Origin of the sequence: Streptomyces sp. P9-2B-2 (assembly GCF_030406865.1) — a bacterium.
Taxonomy (GTDB): Bacteria; Actinomycetota; Actinomycetes; order Streptomycetales; family Streptomycetaceae; genus Streptomyces; species Streptomyces platensis.
This window is the reverse complement of record NZ_CP129126.1, coordinates 6,015,443-6,031,806: the sequence shown is the minus strand read 5'-3', so window position 1 is coordinate 6,031,806 and position 16,364 is coordinate 6,015,443. Positions and strand designations below refer to the sequence as shown.

The 16,364-nt window shown below is 71.1% G+C and carries 14 protein-coding genes and 2 tRNA genes; 7 read left to right on the top strand and 9 right to left on the bottom strand.

The annotated features are described in order from the left end of the window. Window positions 1-137 precede the first annotated feature (137 nt). The 4 genes from QT196_RS26660 (at window position 138) to QT196_RS26645 (ending at window position 3,775) form a co-directional block, all read left to right on the top strand. Window positions 138-551 carry a Fur family transcriptional regulator gene (locus tag QT196_RS26660; protein WP_168481294.1) on the top strand — a complete coding sequence of 138 codons (414 nt, stop codon included), beginning with the start codon at window positions 138-140 and terminating at the stop codon, window positions 549-551. A gap of 372 nt (window positions 552-923) precedes the next feature. Next, complete coding sequence (locus QT196_RS26655; protein WP_168484005.1) at window positions 924-1,709, top strand: ABC transporter ATP-binding protein; 786 nt, start codon at window positions 924-926, stop codon at window positions 1,707-1,709. Next, complete coding sequence (locus QT196_RS26650; protein ID WP_168481293.1) at window positions 1,706-2,596, top strand: ABC transporter permease; 891 nt, start codon at window positions 1,706-1,708, stop codon at window positions 2,594-2,596. The genes QT196_RS26655 and QT196_RS26650 overlap by 4 nt, the downstream gene beginning before the upstream one ends. Window positions 2,597-2,644: 48 nt before the next feature. After that, the gene (locus tag QT196_RS26645) at window positions 2,645-3,775 is read left to right on the top strand and encodes an ABC transporter substrate-binding protein (RefSeq protein WP_266733586.1); all 1,131 of its coding nucleotides are present in this window, start codon (window positions 2,645-2,647) and stop codon (window positions 3,773-3,775) included. Window positions 3,776-3,824: 49 nt separating this feature from the next. Here QT196_RS26645 and QT196_RS26640 read toward each other — a convergent pair. The 4 genes from QT196_RS26640 to QT196_RS26625 form a co-directional block, all read right to left on the bottom strand. Next, window positions 3,825-3,898: transfer RNA gene (locus QT196_RS26640), tRNA-Met, on the bottom strand. A gap of 117 nt (window positions 3,899-4,015) precedes the next feature. Next, window positions 4,016-5,866 carry a tetratricopeptide repeat protein gene (locus tag QT196_RS26635; RefSeq protein WP_190839440.1) on the bottom strand — a complete coding sequence of 617 codons (1,851 nt, stop codon included), beginning with the start codon at window positions 5,864-5,866 and terminating at the stop codon, window positions 4,016-4,018. Between the two features lie 228 nt (window positions 5,867-6,094). Then, window positions 6,095-6,168, bottom strand: a tRNA-Met gene (locus tag QT196_RS26630). A 110-nt stretch (window positions 6,169-6,278) separates the two neighbouring features. Beyond that, on the bottom strand, window positions 6,279-9,086 hold the full coding sequence (locus QT196_RS26625; protein ID WP_211117429.1) for a UPF0182 family protein: 2,808 nt from the start codon (window positions 9,084-9,086) through the stop codon (window positions 6,279-6,281). A gap of 214 nt (window positions 9,087-9,300) precedes the next feature. Here QT196_RS26625 and QT196_RS26620 point away from each other — a divergent pair, with 214 nt between their 5' ends. Beyond that, on the top strand, window positions 9,301-9,855 hold the full coding sequence (locus QT196_RS26620) for a PPA1309 family protein (protein ID WP_211117428.1): 555 nt from the start codon (window positions 9,301-9,303) through the stop codon (window positions 9,853-9,855). Window positions 9,856-9,922: 67 nt separating this feature from the next. Here QT196_RS26620 and QT196_RS26615 read toward each other — a convergent pair whose 3' ends face one another. The 4 genes from QT196_RS26615 to QT196_RS26600 form a co-directional block, all read right to left on the bottom strand. Further along, window positions 9,923-11,020, bottom strand: coding sequence for a PDZ domain-containing protein (locus QT196_RS26615; RefSeq protein WP_168481290.1), 1,098 nt, complete (start codon window positions 11,018-11,020; stop codon window positions 9,923-9,925). A gap of 134 nt (window positions 11,021-11,154) precedes the next feature. Then, window positions 11,155-11,337: a hypothetical protein gene (locus QT196_RS26610; protein WP_042148404.1), complete on the bottom strand. Its 183-nt coding sequence runs from the start codon at window positions 11,335-11,337 to the stop codon at window positions 11,155-11,157. Between the two features lie 264 nt (window positions 11,338-11,601). After that, a complete protein-coding gene (locus tag QT196_RS26605; RefSeq protein WP_290355854.1) occupies window positions 11,602-12,081 on the bottom strand; it encodes a molybdenum cofactor biosynthesis protein MoaE in 480 nt (159 codons plus the stop codon). 104 nt (window positions 12,082-12,185) lie between these two features. After that, window positions 12,186-13,337: an SDR family oxidoreductase gene (locus QT196_RS26600; protein WP_168481289.1), complete on the bottom strand. Its 1,152-nt coding sequence runs from the start codon at window positions 13,335-13,337 to the stop codon at window positions 12,186-12,188. A gap of 192 nt (window positions 13,338-13,529) precedes the next feature. On the opposite strand from QT196_RS26600, the gene QT196_RS26595 reads away from it, so the two are divergent. Continuing rightward, window positions 13,530-14,993, top strand: a complete 1,464-nt coding sequence (locus QT196_RS26595) for a zinc-dependent metalloprotease (protein ID WP_168481288.1) — start codon at window positions 13,530-13,532, stop codon at window positions 14,991-14,993. Next, window positions 14,990-15,520, top strand: coding sequence for an NUDIX hydrolase (locus tag QT196_RS26590; RefSeq protein WP_168481287.1), 531 nt, complete (start codon window positions 14,990-14,992; stop codon window positions 15,518-15,520). Before QT196_RS26595 ends, QT196_RS26590 begins: the two co-directional genes overlap by 4 nt. 77 nt (window positions 15,521-15,597) lie before the next feature. On the opposite strand, the gene QT196_RS26585 is transcribed toward QT196_RS26590, so the two are convergent. Next, a complete protein-coding gene (locus QT196_RS26585) occupies window positions 15,598-16,356 on the bottom strand; it encodes an AIM24 family protein (protein ID WP_266733599.1) in 759 nt (252 codons plus the stop codon). Between the last annotated feature and the right edge of the window lie 8 nt (window positions 16,357-16,364).

Genomic DNA, 16,364 nt, shown 5'->3' with positions numbered 1-16,364 from the left:
CACCTGCCCTTGGCTTGCGCCGGTCACGATCCTACATTGGACAATGTCTAAGTCAAGAAGGATGCGAAACTCGTACACGATCCGGTGATGGATCCCCCACTGCTACCCTGGGTCTATCTGACTGATAGGTGAATGGCATGAGTGACCTGCTTGAACGGCTCCGGGGGCGCGGCTGGCGGCTGACCGCGCAGCGACGCGTCGTCGCCGAGGTCCTCGACGGGGACCACGTCCACTACACCGCCGACGAGGTGCACGCGCGGGCAACCGCCCGGCTGCCCGAGATCTCCCGCGCGACGGTCTACAACACCCTGGGCGAGCTGGTGTCGCTCGGCGAGGTTCTCGAAGTGAGCACCGACGGCCGGGCCAAGCGCTACGACCCCAACGCCCACCACGACCACCAGCACCTGGTCTGCTCGCAGTGCGGCACGATCCGGGACGTCCACGTCCAGGGCGACCCGCTGTCCGCCCTGCCCGAGCCGGAGCGCTACGGCTTCCAGGTATCCGAGGTCACCGTGACCTACCGGGGCATCTGCCCCACGTGCAGCGCCTAGTCCTGACGCGCGCGGAAGCCGGCCCCCGTCCGGGCCGCTCCCACAACTGATCGCCCCGTACGCACCACCGAGCCCGCGCCCACCCGGCAGCGGGCTCCTTCGCATGCCCGGCCGGCGCACCGCCCGCACGCTCGCCCTCACCCCTCCACTCCTCCCCACACCGCACAACCATGCCCGCACGCCCCTTGCCCGAATCTGACGGACCGTCATATCGTCGGCGGGCCGCGCTTTCCGGCCACCGGGCCGCACGGGCCCCGGGCCGCGCACCACGGCGGCACCCTGTCCGCACTCCGCAAGGAGCACCCCGTGGGAGAGCCGCCCCCTTCCTCCGCGCCACACCACCCGGCCGCCGGCCCCGCCACCCCACCCGCCCTGCGCGCCCGCGCCCTGGCCCGCTCCTTCGGCCGCGGCCGCAAGGCACTGGCCGCCCTCGGCCCCGTCGATACCGAGATCGCGCCGGGCGAATGCGTCTGTGTCGTCGGGCCCTCCGGCTGCGGGAAGTCGACCCTGTTGCGCATCGCCGCCGGGCTGCTGCGCCCCAGTGCGGGCGAACTGGAACTCCGGGTGAGCGCCGGCCGCCCGGCCGCGATGATCTTCCAGGACTACGGCATCTACGACTGGAAGACGGTGCTGGCCAACGTCCGCTTCGGCCTCGACCTCCAGCGCGTGCCCCGTAAGGAGGCCGACGAACAGGCCCGCTCCTGGCTCGCCCGTATGGGACTCGGCGACTTCGCCGGTGCCTACCCGGCCACGCTCTCCGGCGGTATGCGCCAGCGCGTCGCCCTGGCCCGCGCCCTCGCCGTGGACCCCGGGATCCTGCTGATGGACGAGCCGTTCGCGGCGCTCGACGCCCAGCTGCGCACCGTCCTCCAGGACGAACTGCTCGACCTCACCCAGACCACCCGCACCACCACCCTCTTCATCACCCACAGCCTCGAAGAGGCCCTGGTACTCGGCGACCGGGTCCTGGTGATGTCCGCCCGCCCCGGCCGGATCATCGCCGAACGCCGCCCGCCGTTCGGCCGCCCCCGCACCGGCGAGGTCCGCGCCACCCCCGAATTCACCGCCCTCAAGGCGGAGTTGTGGCAGCTGCTGCGTGCCGAGGTCGACCGGGTCGGCCCCACGCACCGGACCACCGAGGGGGCCGTCCCCGCATGACCGCCGCCCTTCCCCGGCCCGGCCACGAGGACGACCGGCCCGCCGCGGCCGACCGCCTCCTCGTCCGCCGCCCCGGCCCCCGGGAACTGCGCCCCGGACGCACCCACCGCCGCCGGCGCACCCTGGAGATCTCGCTGGCCGCAGCCGTACCGCTGCTGCTCGTGCTGCTGTGGCAGCTGGCCGCCGACCGGTCCTGGCTCGACGCCCGTATCTACCCCGCCCCGTCGACGATCCTGGCCGACGGCTGGGACCGCGCCCTGGCCGGCGAGCTGTGGCCGGACGTCGGGGCCACGCTCCGGCGCGTCCTGGCCGGCTATGCCGCCGGGACCGTCACCGGCTATCTCCTGGGCCTGCTGATGGGCTCGCTGTCCCTCGTACGGGCCGCCCTCGAACCCCTCCTGGACGCCCTGTACGTGGTCCCCAAGCTGGCGCTGCTGCCCGTCTTCCTCAACATGTTCGGGCTCGGCGAGGGACCGCAGGTCGCCCTGGTCGCCACCACCGTCTTCTTCTTCGTCTGGATCTCGACCATGGCGGCAGTACTGGCCATCCCCTCCGGCCACCGCGACGCCGGCCAGGTCTTCGGCGCGGGCCCCTGGCAGATGTTCCGGCACGTCCTGCTGCCCGCCTCGCTGCCCGCCGTCCTCGTAGGCGCGCGGATCGCCGCGGGCGTGGCCGTCCTGGTCATCGTCGCCTCGGAACAGATCGCCGCCACCGACGGCCTCGGGCATCTGATCTTCGACTCCCGCGCCCTGTTCCAGAACGACGTGATGTTCGTCGGCATCGTCTGTGTGGCCGTCCTCGGCGTGCTCTTCTCCGAGCTCGTACGGCTGGCCGGGCGCTTCCTCACCCCCTGGGCACCCCGCGACCGCGGCCGCCCCCGGAGCTGATCCCGCACCGCCCCGTCCGACCGGACGCCGCCCCCGTACGGAGGTCCCATGCGCATCCGCACCACCACTGCCGCGCTGATCGCCGCACTCGCCCTCGGCGCCGGCTGCGCCGCCCCCGACGACCACCCGACCGCCGCCCGGCCCCGCACCATCAAGCCCGTCGCGGGCTGCGGCCCGGCCGCCTGGACCGACCCCGCCGACCTCGCCCCGGACCGCGCACCGGCCCGCTGCGCCAAGGGCGCCCCCGCCCCACGCCCGCTCGCGAAGCGCCGCACGCTCACGGTCGCCACCGGCACCCTCAGCGCCGAGTACGTGGCCCCGCTGCGCCTGGCCCTCTCCAGGGGCGAGTTCAAGAAGGAGGGCCTGGATGTCCGGCTGAAGGTGCTCCCCACCCCGGAGGCGCTGCCGCTGCTGGCCAAGGGCGAACTGGACGCCCTGTGGGCGGCCCCCGAGGCCGCCGTCGTCAACGGCGTCCACGGCGGCTTCGACCTCCGCTGGGTGACCGGCAACTTCTCCCCCGCCCCGCAGTCCCGGAGCGGCCTGTGGGTGCGCCTCAAGAACGGGGAGCGCGCCTCTTCGGTCTCCCTGGAGGGGACGAAGCTGGGCACCATGATCGGAAAAGGCTCCGTGATCATGTACCCGATGGCCAGGACCTTCGCCGGACACGGCGCCCGCCTGGACTCCATCGCCTTCCAGCAGCTCGGCTCCGCCGACGTCCTGACCGCCCTGACCGGCGGCGGGGTGGACTCCGCCTGGCTGCTCGACCCGGTCTGGCGGCGGGTCGACGGCGACGCGAATTACGCCTTCCTCGGCGGCCAGCCCCGCGGCGAACCGCTCGGCGGCGCCCTCTACGGCCCGACCCTGCTCCAGCGGGACCCGGACGCCGGTGTCGCCTTCTTGCGCGCCTACCTCCGCACGGTCAACACCTACTTCGCCGGCGACTACAAGGCCGACCGGGCCTTCGTCGCCGAGCTGGCGAAGCTGCTGGACGTCGACGCGAAGATCCTGACGTCGGTGCCCTCGCTCCGGATGGACTGGGAGATCAGAAAGGACACCACGGACCGGCTCCAGAAGGCCTACCGCGACGCCGGCGTCATCAAAGGCGCACCGCTGCCGGAGAACCGGCTCGTCGACCGCAGCCTGTACGCGGAGGCGGTCGGCCACCAGCTCCGGAGATGAGCATGACGAAGGCCCGGATTCTCAGAGAATCCGGGCCTTGGTCTTTCAGTAGCGGGGACAGGATTTGAACCTGCGACCTCTGGGTTATGAGCCCAGCGAGCTACCGAGCTGCTCCACCCCGCGCCGTTGTGTTCCACACTCTAACCCCGGCCCGACGACCAGCGCAAATCCCTTCCGGCGGGGCCCGGGACCGGCCCCTGTGGGCCCGTCCCGGGCTTCCGGACACCTCTCTGCCGCCCGCTACGCGCTGAGCTCCTCCTGGAGCGCCGTACGCAGCCGCGCCGCACGCTCCGCCACCTCCGGCGGGCCCAGCTCCACGGCGTGCGCACACCAGCTCTGCGCCTCCGCGAGCGCACCGCGCCGGGCGGCGAGCAGCGCCAGCCGGAGCGCCGCCCGGCCGTGCCCGGCCTCGGCGGCGCGCTGCCACCACAGGGCGGCCTCCGGGAGGCTGCCCTCACGGGCCAGCAACAGCCCGAGGTTGAAGGCGCCGTTACGGCTCCCGGCCTCGGCCGCCGCGCGGTACCACTCGGCGGCCTCGACGGCCTCCCCGCGAGCCGCCGCGAACATGCCAACTCGGACCTGGGCGCGACGGTGGCCCTGGCGCGCGGCCCGCTCGTACCACTGCACGCTCTCGTCGTCCGCCGCGCGCTCCCCGTCCGCCAGGCCCTCGCCCGCGGCCGCCGCCTGGCGGTCGAGGAGGTCGGCGAGCCGGAAGGCCGCCTCGGCGCTGCCGCCACCGGCCGCACAGCGCAGATTCCGCTCCGCGTCCTGGAGCTCACCGTCCCGCAGCTGCACGATGGCGACCTGAAGCGCCGCCTCGGTGTGCCCGGCCGCGGCCGCCCGCTCGTACCAGGTGTGCGCCGTACGCTCCGCGCCCCGCCCGGCGAACAGGATGCCGAGGTTGAACGCGGCGTCCACACTGCCCGCCTCGGCCGCCTTGGAGAACCACGGCTCGGCCCCCGCGGCATCGCCACGCTGGAGCAGCAGGATGGCCAGCGCGTTGGCGGCCTCCCGGTGCCCGGCGTAGGCGGCCCGGCGGTACCACTGCTCGCCGCGCCCCTCCCGGCCCTGCTCGGCGCAGAGCAGCCCGATGTTGTAGGCGCCGTTGACGTCCCCGGCGTCCAGGGCGACGCGGTACCAGCGCTCGGCGGTCTGCAGCTCACCGCGGTCGGCGTGCAGCGCCCCGAGGGCATTGGCAGCGTTGCCATCGCCGTCCTGGGCGGCGCGCCGCCACCATTCCGCGGCGCTCTCCTCGTCCCCCGCGTCCCGCAGCAGGAAGCCCAGCGCACAAGCGGCGCGCGCCTCCCCGTCCTTGGCGGCGGACAGGTACCAGCGCCCCGCCTCCTGGACGTCACCGCGCTCCTCCAGCAGCGCGCCGAGTTGGAGCGCGGCCCGCCGGTGGCCGCGCGCGGCGGCCTGGCGGTACCACTGCTCGGCCTCCTCCTGCTGCTTCAGCTCCCCGTACGCGGGAACCGCGCGGTGGTCCGCGTCGCGCCCGTCCTCGATGAGCCGGGCCAGGCGGTACGCCGCCTCGCGGTGGCCCCGCTCGGCGGCCGTACGGAACCAGCGCTCGGCGCCGATGTCACCGCGGTGCTCCAGGAGGTCGGCGAGGGCGTAGGCGCCCAGGCAGTGGCCGGACTCGGCGGACTGACGCAGCCAGTACTCGGCGGCCGGCTCGTCGCCGCGCTCGCGGTAGTAACGCCCGAGGGCGTGCGCCGCGGCGGCGGAACCGGCCACGGCGGCGATCCGCCACCAGCCGGCCGCCTCGTCCCCGTAGCCCCGCTGGTGGAGCAGCACGCCCAGGTTGTTGGCCGCGGCGCGGTCCCCGGCGGCGGCCGCGGACCGCAGATGCGGCTCGGCGCCGTCGAGGTCACCGCGGCGCAGCAGCATCGCGCCGAGCGCGCTCATCGCGGCGGTGTCGCCCGCCTCGGCGGCCCGGCGGTGGCCGGACTCGGTCACGGCATCGGACGCCTCGGCTGCCTCGGCGGCCTCCATCGCGTCCATTTGCAGGTCGGATTCGCGCCCGTCGTCGGGCGCATGCACAAACCGGTCCGTCTCCAACAACCTTGCCTTGTCCCCCATAAGACCCATCGTCGCATCACCTGTAACCCGCGTACACCTGGTATACCGCAGCCAGTGAGGTCACTTCAGCGGTTTGTCGACTTCCCGACACGACGACTTGGCAAACTCAAGCACACAGCTTCCCCACATGGGTTGTACGACCCGGCCTTTGCCCAGGATCGACCGGAACACATGACGATCGGCCCGCACACATGACGAAGGCCCGGATCCTCAAGGATCCGGGCCTTCGTCTTTCAGTAGCGGGGACAGGATTTGAACCTGCGACCTCTGGGTTATGAGCCCAGCGAGCTACCGAGCTGCTCCACCCCGCGTCGTTGTGATCTCAAGGTATCACGGTGGCGGAGGGCCCCCGTACCAACGCGGCCCTGTGGCCACCGGTTCGCACCGGCGGCCACAGGGCCCGGGGAGACGGGCGGCCGGCTCAGCTGCCCGGCTTGCCGCCCTTCTCGGACGCCTTCGCCGCCCGGTCCAGCGCCGCCTTCAGCTTCTTCTGGGCCTCGCCGTAACCGGCCCAGTCGCCTCCGGCGCGCGCCTTCTCGCCCTCCTCGTAGGCCTTCTGCGCGTCGGCGAGGGCCTGCTGCACCGTCTGGTCGGACGGTGGCTGGCCGGTGTCGCCGCCGCCCGGCGGCTGCTCCGTGCCCGTACTGGGCGCCTTCTTGCCGAAGACCACGTCCAGCGCGTCCTTGAGGGAGTCCTCCAGGACGGGCTTGTTGTCGCCGTAGCTGACCAACACCTTCTTCAGAAGCGGGTAGTTGGTGTTGGCGCCGCGCAGATACACCGGTTCGACATAGAGCAGTCCGCCGTCCAGTGGCACGGTCAGCAGATTGCCGTACTCGATCTCCGAGTCGCCGAACTTCTTGAGGATGTTCAGCTCATTGGCGATGACCGGATCGGAGTTGAACTTCGACTGCACCAGCTGCGGGCCGGGTACCGGCGTCTCCGACGGCAGCTTCAGCAATCTGATCTTGCCGTATTCGCCGCTGGTCGCATTGGCGTCGACGGCCATGAAGGCACCGAGGTTGTCGCGCTTGTTGGGCGTGAAGGTCGTCGTCAGCGAGAACGCGCGGTTCTTCTGGTCCGGCATCTTCATGCTCAGGTAGTACGGCGGGACCGCGTTGCCCGACTTGGTCGTCGGGTCGTTCGGGATCTGCCAGCGCTCGGAGCCGGTGTAGAAGGTGCCGGGGTCCGTGACGTGGTACGTGGTCAGCAGCTGGCGCTGCACCTTGAAGAGGTCCTGCGGGTAGCGCAGATGCTCCTTGAGCGCCGGGCTTATGGCGCTCTTCTTCTCGACCGTGCCGGGGAAGGACTTCATCCAGGTCTTGAGGACCGGGTCCTTGTCGTCCCACTGGTAGAGCTTCACCGAACCGTCGTAGGCATCCACCGTCGCCTTGACGGAGTTGCGGATGTAGTTGACCTGGTTCTGCTGGGCCACCACCGCCCGCTGGCCGTCGGTGAGCGAATCGGCCGTGCTGTCGCCGAGCGTGGTGCGCGAGGCGTACGGATAGCCGTTGCTGGTGGTGTAGGCGTCCACGATCCACTTGATCCGGCCGTCGATGACCGCCGGGTAGGCGTCGCCGTCGATGGTCAGCCAGGGGGCGACGGATTCGACGCGCTCCTTGGGCGTGCGGTTGTACAGGATCCGCGAGCCGTCGCCGATCGCGCCGGAGTAGAGGATCTGCGGCTCCCCGAACGCCACCGCGTACGCGGCACGGTTGATCGGGTTCCCGAGGTTGACGCCGCTCTTGCCCCGGTAGCTGTAGCTCTTCTCGCCGCTGTCGTCGGAGTAGTCCAGTTCCTTCTGCGGACCGCCGACGATGGAGTACTGCGAGGTCTTCTCGCCGTAGTACACCCGCTGCTGGTACTTGCCGAGCTGCCCCTTGGCGGGCAGATCCGACTCCGTGTACTTCGGACCGCCGCCCTCGGAGGCCTCCGTCCCCTTGGCCGCGACCGCGCCGTAGCCGTGGGTGTACTTGAAGTGGTCGTTGATCCAGTTGCGCTCGGGGATACCGGCGATGTTCAGCTCACGCAGACCGATGACGGTGTCCTGCTCGGCGCCGTCCTTGTCCTTGTAGCGGTCGACGTCCAGGGTGGAGGGGAACTGGTAGTACCCCCGCACCTGCTGCTGTTGCTGGAAGGCCGGCGAGACCACGTTCGGGTCGAGCAGCCGCATGCTGGCCGTCGTGTCGGCGTTGTCGCGCAGCCGCTGGCTGTCCGCCTTGCCGGTGGGCTGGTAGTCGCCCTTGTACGGCGTGACCTCGGAATCCTGGATGTCGTACGCGTCCCGGGTCGCCTTGATGTTCTGCTTGATGTACGGCGCTTCCTTGGCCTGCTCGTTCGGCTGGACCTGGAACTTCTGCACGATGGCCGGATACAGCCCGCCGATGAGGACCGCCGAGAGCACCATCAGGCCGAAGCCGATCACCGGCAGCTGCCAGGTCCGCCGCCAGAGGGTGGCGAAGAACAGCACCGCGCAGATCGCCGCGATGAAGAACAGGATGGTCTTCGCCGGGAGATAGGCGTTGGCGTCGACATACCGCAGGCCCGTCCAGTTGTCGGCCGACTTCAGGCCGCTGGACTTCACCGCGAGGCCGTACCGGTCGAGCCAGTACGCGATCGCCTTGAGCGAGACGAAGATGCCCAGCAGCACCGACAGATGGCCGGTCGCCGCCGCCGTCGCCCGCGAACCGGGGCTGGTCAGCCGCAGCCCGCCGTAGAGGTAGTGCGTCAGCGCCGCGGCGACCAGACACAGCACCGCGCAGGCGAAGCCGAAGCTCAACAGGAAGCGGTACCAGGGCAGATCGAAGGCGTAGAACGCGACGTCCATCCCGAACTGCGGGTCCTTCTTGCCGAAGGGGACGCCGTTGACCCACTGCAGCCAGGTGCGCCACTCGCCGGAGGCGGAGGCACCGGCGATCAGCCCGATCACCGCCGTGATCGCGATCAGCGCCCACTTCTTGAACGGCGCGATGCTCATCCGGTAGCGGTCCAGGCTCTGCTGCTCCATGGACATCGCGCTCAGCGGCGGCCGCAGCCGGTGCGCCAGCCAGATGTTGACGCCGACGGCCGCGGCCATCACCACGCCGAAGGAGAAGAACAGACCGATCTTGGTCAGCAGGGTGGTCGTGAAGACCGAGGAGTACTTGACCGATCGATACCAGAGCCAATCCGTCCAAAACCCCGCAAACATCACGAAGAGCATGGCCAATACGGCCAGCACACCCAATGTCATGAGCAGGGTCCGGATCCGCCGCGATGGTCGGCCGACTCTGATCCGTGGCCCTGTCGGGCCTCCGCCGCGGTCCGGCATCTGGAAAGCCAAGGTGCGCACCTCGAAGTTCGCTGTCGTGTGGAGCAGGCCCGGCGATAGTAGGACCCACCGATGCAACTTACGAAGGCTTTACTCAGTTCCCGCTTTCCGGGGTACACAAGGCACGATGTTGAGCATGACCAACCTCCCCGTTGACGGCACCCCCCTCGCCGCCGACCCCCTGACCCGCGCGGTACTCGAGATCGACGAGTACAGCGCCGGGCTCGGCTGGGATCAGCCGGCCCGACTGTTCGCCCTCGTCGACACCGCCAAGCTGCGTGCGCAGGAGCCCTCGCTCGCCGCCCAGCTCGGTATCGACGACTCCACCACCACGTCCCTGACCCCCGTGGAGCAGGACGAGATCCCGGCGGGCGTCCCGCTGGACGAGTTCCTGGCCACCATCGCCTGGCCGGACGCCGTCACCGGCTGTGCGCTGACCGTCGAGCGGCTGATGCTGCCGCCGTCCGCCGAGGACTCCGAGCCCGCGGGCATGGACGAGGCGCAGCTCGCCAAGTGGGTCGCCAAGCACCCGGACCGCCAGGAGGTCCGCATGACGGTGGCCGTGCTCCGGGACGGCCGCCGCGAGTCGGCGCTGCGGCTGCGCGAGAAGGACTCCACGTCCGAGGTGCTCACCGGCTCGGCGCTGGTGCCGGGCCTGGCGGAAGCGCTGGCCACGACCTTCGAGGCCTGACCGCGGCGTTCCGGGCCCCTCCCCGGGCCGGATGTCTCGCGTCCGGCTCCCGGGGCCCGGGGCGGCTCTAGGCCCGCCCGGCCGGGCCGCAGCTCGGCAGGCCGGCGGTGTCGCCCTTGCGGATCTTCTCCAGCGCCTTGACGGCGTCGCCTATGGTGCCGACCTTGACCAGGGTCAGCCCCTTCGGGGTGTCCTTGGCCGCCGCGGCGCAGTTCTCCTTGGGCGTCAGGAAGAACTCCGCGCCCTTGTCGTGCGCGCCGACCGTCTTCATCGCGATGCCACCGATCGGGCCGACCTTGCCCTTGTCGTCGATGGTGCCCGTACCGGCCACGAATTTGCCGCCGGTCATGTCCCCGGGCGTGAGCTTGTCGACGATGCCGAGCGCGAACATCAGCCCGGCGCTCGGGCCGCCGACATCGGCCAGCTTGACGTCGATGGGGAACGGGAAGGTGTGATCCACACCGGCCTGGATGCCCACGATGGCGCGGCCGTCGTCCGCCTTCTGCGTGCGGATCGTGATCTGCTTCGCGCCGGCGGCGGCCTTCTTGCCCTGCTTCTCCGCCGCCGCGGCCTCCTTGGCGGGGATGATCGTGAAGACGACCTTCTCGCCCGGCTTGTGCCGGGTGACGAACTTGGCGACATCGCCGGTCTGCTTGACCTCCGTGCCGTCCACGGCCTTGATCACATCGCCCGCGTGCAGCCGGCCGTCGGCGGGCTTGTCCTTGACGACGGAGCCGACGACGGTCTGGGCGGCGACCGGGAGATGCAGCTGCTTGAGGGCGGCGGCCTTGGCGCTCTCCTGGGACTGGCTGAACTCCTCGGCGTTCTCCTGGTCGGCCTGCTCGGCCGTCTGCCCCTCGGGGTAGAGCGTCTTGTGCGGCACCACGGCGTTGTCGTGACCGAGCCAGCCGTACACCGCCTCGAAGAGGTTCATCCGGTAGTCGGGGCCGGTGACCCGGACGGTGGTCATGTTGAGATGACCCGTCGTCGGATAGGTCTTGTGCCGGGAGATCTGCAGCACCGGCTCACCGTCGTGATCACCAAGGGTGTTGACCGTCGGCCCCGGAGACATCTCGGCATACGGCACGGGGATCAGCACCCCTGCGCAGAGCAGCGCGATCAACATCAGGATCGAGGCGAGCAGCGTCGCGGTGCGGCGTGGCATGGAACGACAGTACGGGACGGGTATGACAACCGGCCCGCGGGGCCGTCCGTACGGGGCCGGGCACCCGCCCGCAGAAAAGCGCCACCCCGGAGAGTGGCGCTTTCATCCGCTGCTTCCAGAGAAACGGCGAAGGTTCAGACCGGATCCGAGGCGGGCTCGGAAACGGAATGCTCCTTTTCCATGGCATCCCGGAACCGGGCATAGCCCGCGAGTTCTGCCACATCCCCGGTCTTGCGATTCCGCATGGTCCAGCTGCTCCACACCGCGGCAATCAGCCCGGCGCCGACCGGAATCAGCAACCAGAGGAGCGCACCCATCAGCGACCTCCCAACCCCTTGTACAACCGCGATCGACGAATAAGCAGATTAACCATCTGCTGGGTCAACGCTTATGCCAGGGGGCGGGTTACGCAACCGGAACACACGGCACCGGTTCGGCCTCACGTTCGGAGCTCACCGTCCCGTGACTCCGGGCCAACGCCCCGCCCTGTCTGCTCTGTCGACTGCCCGGAGAACGCGCGATTACGCACCCGAAATCGGGCCACGCGCCGATCCTTCCGACCTTCCCCCCAGAAGACGGCGCTACGCGCCGACCCATTCCTCGGTCCCATCGGAAAACATCTGGTGCTTCCAGATCGGCACCTCGTGCTTGAGGTCGTCGATCAGTTTGCGGCAGGCCTCGAACGCCTCGCCCCGGTGCGGGCAGGAGACCGCGACGACCACGGCCAGATCACCGATGCGCAGATCGCCCACCCGGTGGACGGCGGCCAGCGCGCGGACCGGGAAGGCTGCGGTCACCTTTTCGGCGATCCGGCGCATCTCCACCTCGGCCGTGGGGTGCGCGGAGTAGCCCAGGCCGTCGACGTCGGCGCCGTTGTCGTGCGAGCGGACCGTGCCGACGAACAGGGCCGTGCCGCCCGCCGCTGTATCGCCCACGGCCGCGAACACCTCGTCCACGGAGAGCGGGGTGTCGCGGATCTCCAGGAGCCGGATCGGGTCCGCCGCGGCCCGCTCACCGGGGTGGTCGCGGCCGGGGGACGAAGGGGAGGGCATGCCAGACATGCCCCCATCGTGCCGCAACCGGGGGCGCCGCGGTAATGGCCGTTTCCGCCGGTCGTCCGGCCCGCCGTATGGAGACTCCTCCAGCCCGGCGGGCCCGGTACGGCTCAGATGCGGCGGCGGGCCTTACGGGCGCGCCGCACCAGTGCGGCGGTGCCCAGGAGGGCGACGGTGGCACCGGCGGCACCCGCGGCCGTGGCGTCCTTGCGGCCGAGCCGGCGGCCGGCGACGGTGTGCCGTCCGGCGACCTCTTCCAGGAGCTCGGCCAGCACCTCCTCGTTCGTCCACTGGGGCCGCCAGCCCGCATCGTGCAGCCGGCTGCCGCTGACCACCCACGGGTGCATCGTGTACGCGAGGTCCCCGGCGGGCGACGGCGTCAGGCCGATCCGGTGCAGCCGGGCCGCGGCGCCCAGGGCCACCGAGGACGGCAGCTCCATGCGGCGGATGCCGGACAGCTCCTCGACCTCCTCCTGCTCCAGCCAGCCGTCGCAGCCCACCGCCAGCTCGCCGTCGACCTTCTCCAGCGCGGCGTACTCCAGGGCGCTGACCAGGTCCTCGACATGGCAGAACTGCCAGGCGGGGCGGGATCCGGCGACGACCAGGAGGCGGGGCGATTCGAAGTAGCGGGTCAGCGCGGTGTCGGTGCCGCCCACCAGGACGGCGGGGCGCAGCACGGTCACGTTCAGGCCGGGGTGGGCGCGGGGCGCGCGGTGCGCCAGGTGCTCGATCTCCAGCAGGTCGCCGACGCCGGTGGCGTCCGCGGTGGCGCGCAGCTCGGCGTCCTCGGCCAGGGGCACGTCGTTGTCGGGCAGCGCCCCGTAGACCATGGCGGAGGTGCACAGCACCACCCGGTGGACGCCGGCGGCGGCGGCCGCGGTGAGCACGGTCTGGGTGCCGCGCACGTTGTAGGCGGTGCGCGCCGCGTCGTCGGTCTCCAGGTCGAGGTCGAGCGCCAGGTGCACGACGACGTCCGCGCCGCGCAGCTTGTCGGCGATGGCGGGGTCCCGGACGTCGAGGACATGCCAGTGTGCCTCGGCGACGTCGCCGCGCCGCTCGTCGATGGCCACCACCTCCTTGACCTCGTCGGACGCGACCAGGGCGCGGGTAAGCAGCGCCCCGACCCCGGACGCGGCTCCGGTGACGGCGACGACGGGCCGTCGCAGCGGCCGGTCCGTGGTGCCGTCTGCGCCATTGCCTGCCTTCTCGGTCTGGGCCGCAGCGTTTCGCGCTGCGCGAACGGTCGGATCTGGGGAACTCACCGGGCGTCTCCAGCGGTTGTCTTCAGTGCGAACGTGTGGTCATGCGTACGCACCAGGTGGCGTCCATCCTGCCGCAGCCACCGGGACAGCGAAGCACCGAGCCCCGAAGCGGTCCGGGTGTCTACGCTGGAGGTGATGTCGGGCAGCCGCCGTCGGCCACCTGGTCGGCGGCCCTACGAGCCGAGGAAACCCGTGAGTGACACCCCATTTGGATTCGGCCTTCCGCCGGAGGAGCCGGAGGACGGCGACAACGGCAAGAAGAAGGGCGGCCAGGGAGGTAGCCAGGGCCCCGCGGACCCGTTCGGGTTCGGCGGCGGGAGCGGCGGCGCGGACAATCCGTTCGCGGCGCTCTTCGGCGGCATGGGCGGCCCCGGTGGCGAGATGAACCCTGGAGACCTGGGAGCCGCCTTCCAGAAGCTCGGGCAGATGCTCTCCTACGAGGGCGGCCCGGTGAACTGGGACATGGCCAAGGACATCGCGCGACAGACCGTCGCGCAGGGCGCCGAGGACGGCAGCAAGGACGCGAGCCTGTCGCCGGGTGAGCGCAGCGCGGTCGAGGAGGCCGTGCGGCTGGCGGATCTGTGGCTGGACGGTGTGACGTCGCTGCCGTCGGGTTCCGGCTCGGTGGTGGCCTGGAGCCGCGCCGAGTGGGTCGAGGAGACCCTCCCGGTGTGGAAGGACCTGGTCAACCCGCTCGCCGAGCGCGTCGGGGCGGCCATGGGTGATGTGCTGCCCGGGGAGATGCAGGCCATGGCGGGCCCGCTGCTCGGGATGATGCGCTCCATGGGCGGCGCGATGTTCGGCACCCAGATCGGCCAGGCGCTGGGCGTACTGGCGGGCGAGGTCGTCGGTTCGACGGACATCGGGCTGCCGCTCGGCCCGGCCGGCAAGGCCGCGCTGCTGCCGGGGAACATCGCCACCTTCGGCGAGGGCCTGGGCGTCCCGGAGGAGGAGGTGCGGCTGTATCTGGCCCTGCGCGAGGCCGCCCACCAGCGGCTCTTCGCACATGTGCCGTGGCTGCGCTCGCATCTGTTCGGTGCCGTCGAGGGCTATGCGCGCGGGATCAAGGTCGACACGACCAAGCTGGAGGACGTGGTCGGCCAGATCGATCCGCAGCATCCCGAGGAGCTCCAGAACGCCCTTCAGCAGGGCATGTTCCAGCCCGAGGACACTCCGGAGCAGAAGGCGGCGCTGGCACGTCTGGAGACCGCGCTGGCGCTCGTCGAGGGCTGGGTGGACGCGGTGGTGCACGCCGCCGCCAAGCCGCATCTGCCGTCGGCGGACAAGCTCCGTGAGACGCTGCGGCGGCGCCGGGCGAGCGGTGGCCCCGCCGAGCAGACGTTCTCGACGCTGATCGGTCTCCAGCTGCGTCCGCGGCGGCTGCGGGACGCCTCGCGGCTGTGGGCGTCGCTGACGGACGCGCGGGGCCTGGAGGGCCGCGACGGCCTGTGGGAGCACCCGGACATGCTGCCGACGGCGGCCGATCTGGACGACCCGGACGGGTTCGTGCACCACGAGCAGCCGGACTTCTCCGAGCTCGACAAGATGCTCGGCGAGGCCGCGAGCGGCGGCAAGCCGGATCTGGGCAAGCCCGCCCGGGAGAGCGACGGCCCGGACGAGACCCCCGGCGAGAGCAAGGGCGACGGCGACAAGTGAGTCTGCACGAGGACGCGGCGCGGGTGCTCAAGGAGTGGCCCGCGCCGTCCCCCGACCAGGAACAGCTGCGGCTGACGTATCTGGATCATCTCGCCGCCCATCAGGACGGCATGTGGAAGCCCTGCAAGGACGGGCATCTCACGGCCAGTGCGCTGGTGATCGATCCGGCCGGCGGGCGGGTGCTGCTCACCCTGCACCGCAAGCTGAAGATGTGGCTCCAGATGGGCGGCCACTGTGAGCCGGAGGACGCCTCGCTGGCCGATGCGGCGCTGCGGGAGGCGCGTGAGGAGTCCGGGATCGCGCGGGGGCTGACGCTGCTGCCCGGCGGCCCGGTGCGGCTGGACCGTCATCACACGCCCTGCGCCTGGCATTTGGACGTGCAGTATGCGGCGCTGGCGCCCGCGGGCGCGGTGGCGGAGATCAGCGACGAGTCGCTTGACCTGCGGTGGTTCGCGTACGACGAGGTGCCCGGTGTCGCCGATGCGTCGGTGGCGCGCCTGGTGGAGCGCACCCGCGCGCTGCTCTAGACGGCAGCGGCCACACCTCCGGCGCCCGTCCCTTCCCGGGGCGGGCGCCGGAGGTGTGTCAGCGGTCGGCCGGCGGGTCAGTTGGTGAAGATGTTGCCCTGGTTCTGTCCCCGGGCGCCCTGCTGACCCATGCCGAACTGGGCGGCCGCACCGGAGCCGATGACGGCGTTCTGCGGCGGCAGCAGCTCGCTGGGCTGGACCAGTGCGTAGCCCTGGCCGAGGAAGCTCAGCTCCCAGCCCTCGCCGGTGTTGCCGCGCCGGCGGAACACTCCCGAGGAGTGCGTCTGCGCCTGCATCTGGACGCGCAGCGAAGCGGACCAGGCGACCACCGCGTCGGCGTCGGCGTTGACGTACTTGTCGGGCGTGACCTGCAACATCAGCGGCTGGCCGGAGGTCATCAGGGCGACCTTGCCCCGTCCGGAGATGTTGAGCTGGTACTTGCCGGTGCCGGAGATGCCGTACTGGCTGTCGACGGAGACGGCCTCCCAGTGGAGGCCGGAGTCCAGCGCGAGAACGTAGCTGCTGTCGACGGTCAGGCCGTCGTGGTCGACGTCGACGACATGGACGTACTGGGCGAGGTTGGCCAGATAGACCGTGCCCTGCCCGGAGACGCGCATCAGATCGAGGCCCTCACCGGAGCGCGCGCGGGTCCGGTGCTGGCCCGGTGTCTGGTAGTTGCCGTCGAATTCGAGCAGCCCCTGATAGGCGACCATCGTGCCCTTACGGGCGAGGACGTCTTCGTGGCCCTGGAGGGCGACGCGCAGCAGCTGGCTGTTCTGCAGGGCGTAGCGGTCCTGGGTCTGTGCCTCGGTGAAGGCGAAAAGCGGACTCTGCATGACGTGTT

Bases quoted from the DNA above. Each gene is read 5' to 3' on its own strand.
- QT196_RS26660 (WP_168481294.1), top strand. From the start codon at position 138: ATGAGTGACCTGCTTGAACGGCTCCGGGGGCGCGGCTGGCGGCTGACC.
- QT196_RS26650 (WP_168481293.1), top strand. From the start codon at position 1,706: ATGACCGCCGCCCTTCCCCGGCCCGGCCACGAGGACGACCGGCCCGCC.
- QT196_RS26645 (WP_266733586.1), top strand. From the start codon at position 2,645: ATGCGCATCCGCACCACCACTGCCGCGCTGATCGCCGCACTCGCCCTC.
- QT196_RS26635 (WP_190839440.1), bottom strand. From the start codon at position 5,866: ATGGGTCTTATGGGGGACAAGGCAAGGTTGTTGGAGACGGACCGGTTT.
- QT196_RS26625 (WP_211117429.1), bottom strand. From the start codon at position 9,086: ATGACATTGGGTGTGCTGGCCGTATTGGCCATGCTCTTCGTGATGTTT.
- QT196_RS26620 (WP_211117428.1), top strand. From the start codon at position 9,301: ATGACCAACCTCCCCGTTGACGGCACCCCCCTCGCCGCCGACCCCCTG.
- QT196_RS26615 (WP_168481290.1), bottom strand. From the start codon at position 11,020: ATGCCACGCCGCACCGCGACGCTGCTCGCCTCGATCCTGATGTTGATC.
- QT196_RS26610 (WP_042148404.1), bottom strand. From the start codon at position 11,337: ATGGGTGCGCTCCTCTGGTTGCTGATTCCGGTCGGCGCCGGGCTGATT.
- QT196_RS26605 (WP_290355854.1), bottom strand. From the start codon at position 12,081: ATGTCTGGCATGCCCTCCCCTTCGTCCCCCGGCCGCGACCACCCCGGT.
- QT196_RS26585 (WP_266733599.1), bottom strand. From the start codon at position 16,356: ATGCAGAGTCCGCTTTTCGCCTTCACCGAGGCACAGACCCAGGACCGC.